The sequence below is a fragment of the Neobacillus drentensis genome (genome assembly GCF_036965245.1).
Taxonomy (GTDB): domain Bacteria; phylum Bacillota; class Bacilli; order Bacillales; family Cytobacillaceae; genus Neobacillus; species Neobacillus drentensis_G.
Genome location: NZ_JBALPG010000221.1, coordinates 2207 through 6186, shown reverse-complemented (window position 1 = coordinate 6186; position 3980 = coordinate 2207). Strand labels below are relative to the sequence as shown.

Below are 3980 nucleotides of genomic sequence, written 5' to 3'. Positions count from 1 at the left end.
ATAAAAACAATCATGATAATAAGATTGATAAAATTCCTATAGGAATAGAGGGGAACGGTTTGATAGTTGTTTTAGATAATACAGTGGGAAAAGTTGAATTGGAGGATTTTGAACGAGGTTCGTTTAAAGAGATTGCGAATGGTCTAGATGAGCTAATTTCTAGTTTAAGGTTACAAAAATAAAATAATAAGAACGTTTATGTAAAAAAGACCGTCTGATATGATCTGAACCCAAAAAGTTAGACACGGGATTTAGGCAGCTATTTGGGCATGAGTTCGGTATTGCACTGGACTCATGCCTTTTAATTTTGCCTTAATCCGTTTGTGGTTATAGTAGTAAATGTATTTTTCTAACTCTACCTTAAAATGCTCCATACTCTCAAATTCTTTTAAATGAAGTAATTCAGACTAAATAATGTATCAAAATGGAGATATAGGTATTATACCTCAAGAGATTAGAGATAAGTTTGCTGGTAGAGAATTCAGAAGCTTAGATGAGTTTAGAAGTGAGCTTTGGAAAGAGGTTGGTAATTCAAGTTTTGCAAATAAATTTAATAAGGCCAACCAAGCACTAATGAAATAGGGCTTTGCCCCAAGGGCACCGAAAAATGGACATTATAAAAGCTTAAATACTTATATTCTACATCATAAACAGCCAATTGAAAAAGGGGTGGAGTGTATGACCTTGATAATTTAATTATTGTTTCTCCAAGAATGCACCAAGAAATTCTTGATAGGTCATATCACTTTGGAAAAAAAGGAGCAAGCTTAAAAAAACATTATAGGAGGTAGGTGTTAAGGTGAAGCAAGAAAGTATAAGAAAACTAGTTAAGGAAGTAATGGATAAAAGATACCTCTTAGAACCTACGGATAAACTAATTATGGAACTTCAGTCACTCGTAACTTTTCCTGATGTAAGTGATTTATTTTATACGGATCATGGTTATGAATACATCAGTAATAGAATATTCGATTATGAGAACAGAAAAAAAGATAACCTATCAAGAAAAGAATTGATTGATATGGTCACTAAGATACAAGATGTTTCTGGGAAGGAGTATGAAATTGAAAATCTATTACTAATAGTAGAAAATGCAGTAAAGAATCCAGACATCTCAGATTATATATACTATTCAGATGAAGATTTAACAGCTGAGCAAATTATAGAGAAAGCACTTGCAAGTGAATAGTTTGACAGCGAAGTAAGAGTAATACTAAGGTTTTGGGCATTGTGTAAATAATGGGTTAAGCAGATTATTTTTGAACTCAAAAGATTTTATGATTTAAAAATAACCTGACAATTGCATCAAAAACTCATGAAGCCAGGTAAACCTGTAAAAAAAACTTTAAACTGACTACTCGATTTAAATTTACACACCAGAATGACAAAGCTAGTTATATTAAGTTGGTAACCTAACAGGCAAATAAGGCAAGTGAACAAAAAGCAAATTGGAAAAAAGACTATGATACGTTTGAAAAATGAGACTCCATGAAAGTTATACCATCATGGAGTTTTAGTTATTACTAGAAAACAGAGAAACGAATGAGAATTGGGCGAGATGGCATTTTTCATGGCAGGGATATTTATAGTATTACATAGCCAACAAACTAACGAGAATGACTAAGCTCGTGGCGATAAACAAAGGTAACGAGAAATTGTATTCTTTTGCTACCTTGGCTGCCTAATTAGTGCTAACTCAGGTTGTGAGAGGTCATCTTCTTTAGGATTTCATTAAAATCAATAGATATGCCGATCGGAATGATATTTGGTTTAACCTACAGCAGATGGAAACCGGCATTATGAATAACTTGCCGAAAGCATACCTGACGGCGAACAGGGAGCCGTTCCCTACCTTTTTCTTATCAGACGAAGAGAAAGAAAGGGAAATAGAAAAAAGCAGAAGCAATCAAGCAAAGCTGCAAATGATCCGCCGTGAAATCCAATCTTCACAAAGATCCCTCGACAACAAAATGGAACAGCTTTGGCGACTGTATGACTCAAAGGTGAAGAAATTTGAAATCGTCGATGATCAATATCAAGTTAAAGCTTTAAAAATGAAATACAAGTATACGAGCATTTTTGAAGGCATGTGGGATGCGATCGAGGATATGTCAAAGGATGTATTTGATCTCCTGAGAGGTGTAGCCGTCGGTCTGTACTCAATTGTAACTGGATTGGCAACACTCGTCATAGACGCGGGCATCGTAGCCGTATCCAGTGTGATTCCAGACACAATCGAGCCTGACTTCATCAATAAAGCAGCCAATAAAAGAATCGATCAATACACCGAAGCACTCGTCGAAGCGATCAAAGACCCGATCGGTGTAGTTGAATCTATCTCTCAATCGATCTCGGATACCTATGAAGAGGAAGGTATCATGTACGTAACAGGAAATGCGGCTTCCTCATTCATACCTATTGTGGGGATGGCCACTAAACTTTCAAAGATATCAAAGCTGACCAGCAAAATTCCTGACTCAAAACCAAAGTCGGTTTCTGATACAATAAAAGCAAAGGTAGATGACCTCGTCAAGAACAATAAGGTCTTTGAAGGTTTCAAGAAGGGGACTCTTCAGTTTGTAAAGGGCGTCAAGGGCGGAGCCGTTATTTTTATGGATGGCGTAGTAGGCGGAATGAAAAAAATGGTCAACCCAGACCATAACATCGCATACAGTACAAGTGGTACTTTGCCATGGAAGGTAACGAATCCTAAAATTGTTCAGGATAGGATTGAGGATGTTGTTAGTCAGTTTGCGGTGAAGGTTGAAAGTAAGGGTACGGGTAAGTCTAATTTAACAAATGACATTTATAAAGTAACGTCTAAAGATGTTCAACAAGCAATCAAAGGTTATGAACAAACAGGTAAATTTACAGCACAATTTAAAGGTTTTGAAGTAAAAGCACAACGTTCATTATCGCATTTATCTGATAAACAATTGAAGTTTTTATTTAAAAAGGGGTATTCTCCAAAAGATGGAGCGAATGATACAATTATACTTCACCATCACGTACAAAAAGTTGAGGGACCAATAATTGAGATTCCTAATAGATACCATGATTTAGGAAACAAAAGACAGCATCCATTTGGAAATAAAGGTGGAGTTGGTAAAGGAGAAGAGAGGCAGCAATTCGATAAATGGCGTAAAGAATATTGGAAAGCAAGGTATGCCAACGAACTGATTAAAAGGGGGATAATAGAATGAAAATAGAACTATTACAAGCAATTGATGAAGAATTTGAAATGTGTGCTGAAGCATTTGGAGGACCTGTTGAAGAAGAGGAAATTAGCGAAGCTGAAGATACTTTACAGATAAAGCTACCTCAGGACTATAAGATGTTTCTTTTGAAATATGGGTCTGGTGCAGTGGGAGAAGTGATTGTTTTAGGATTGAAAGAGGCTGAGTTTGTTGCGACACCGTCATTTGTAGAACAATCACTTAAGTTTAGGGATAATCTTCCAGAAGGCTATGAGAAATTTAATGTAATTGGAATAGATGGTGCTGGTAATCCAATAGGCTTTAATTTACCCAATACAGAAATTATAAGATTTTATATTGATTTAGGTGAACAAGAGGTAATTGCAAATAGTTTTGAAGAATACTTAGAAAAGGCTCTTAAAGAAGAGATAAATATACATTTTTAATGAATTAGATTGCTAATTAAAAACATTAATACTATACAGGCAAATAAGATTAGTTACAAAAAATATAAAAGCAGTACAATTAAACTTATTTTCTGATTTATGCTGTACAAATGAGAACGACAAGGCTTGAAGTGGAAAGAAAAAGCATAGGCTGTTAAAAAGTATATACTTCATGATGGTTGTACCATCATAGAGTATTACGTGCAATGATAGAATAGAAAACGAAGTACGAGCTTAGGAGAGATGACATTTTATTGGGCGACGAATATAAACACATGGAATGGACATAAAAATAACGAACTCGGACAAACTCGTAAGTTTTAACGTAGTAGTTGTC

4 protein-coding genes and 2 pseudogenes are annotated in these 3980 nt (G+C 35.2%); 5 read left to right on the top strand and 1 reads right to left on the bottom strand.

Annotated elements, in window-relative coordinates:
• Nucleotides 1-182: pseudogene (locus tag V7150_RS25760) on the top strand (SecY-interacting protein Syd); the annotation flags it as partial.
• Nucleotides 183-251: 69 nt separating this feature from the next.
• Here V7150_RS25760 and V7150_RS25755 read toward each other — a convergent pair.
• Nucleotides 252-407 (bottom strand): annotated as a pseudogene (locus tag V7150_RS25755) (IS3 family transposase); the annotation flags it as partial.
• A gap of 7 nt (nt 408-414) precedes the next feature.
• On the opposite strand from V7150_RS25755, the gene V7150_RS25750 reads away from it, so the two are divergent.
• The 4 genes from V7150_RS25750 to V7150_RS25735 all read left to right on the top strand — a co-directional run bounded on the left by V7150_RS25750 (nt 415) and on the right by V7150_RS25735 (nt 3643).
• The gene (locus V7150_RS25750; protein WP_335523979.1) at nt 415-582 is read left to right on the top strand and encodes a hypothetical protein; all 168 of its coding nucleotides are present in this window, start codon (nt 415-417) and stop codon (nt 580-582) included.
• A gap of 217 nt (nt 583-799) precedes the next feature.
• Nucleotides 800-1189, top strand: a complete 390-nt coding sequence (locus V7150_RS25745) for a hypothetical protein (protein WP_335523976.1) — start codon at nt 800-802, stop codon at nt 1187-1189.
• 595 nt (nt 1190-1784) lie between these two features.
• Nucleotides 1785-3203 carry an HNH/ENDO VII family nuclease gene (locus V7150_RS25740; RefSeq protein ID WP_335523975.1) on the top strand — a complete coding sequence of 473 codons (1419 nt, stop codon included), beginning with the start codon at nt 1785-1787 and terminating at the stop codon, nt 3201-3203.
• Nucleotides 3200-3643 (top strand): SMI1/KNR4 family protein, encoded by a 444-nt coding sequence (locus V7150_RS25735; protein ID WP_335523972.1) that lies wholly within the window; start codon nt 3200-3202, stop codon nt 3641-3643. The genes V7150_RS25740 and V7150_RS25735 overlap by 4 nt, the downstream gene beginning before the upstream one ends.
• The last annotated feature ends 337 nt before the right edge of the window (nt 3644-3980 follow it).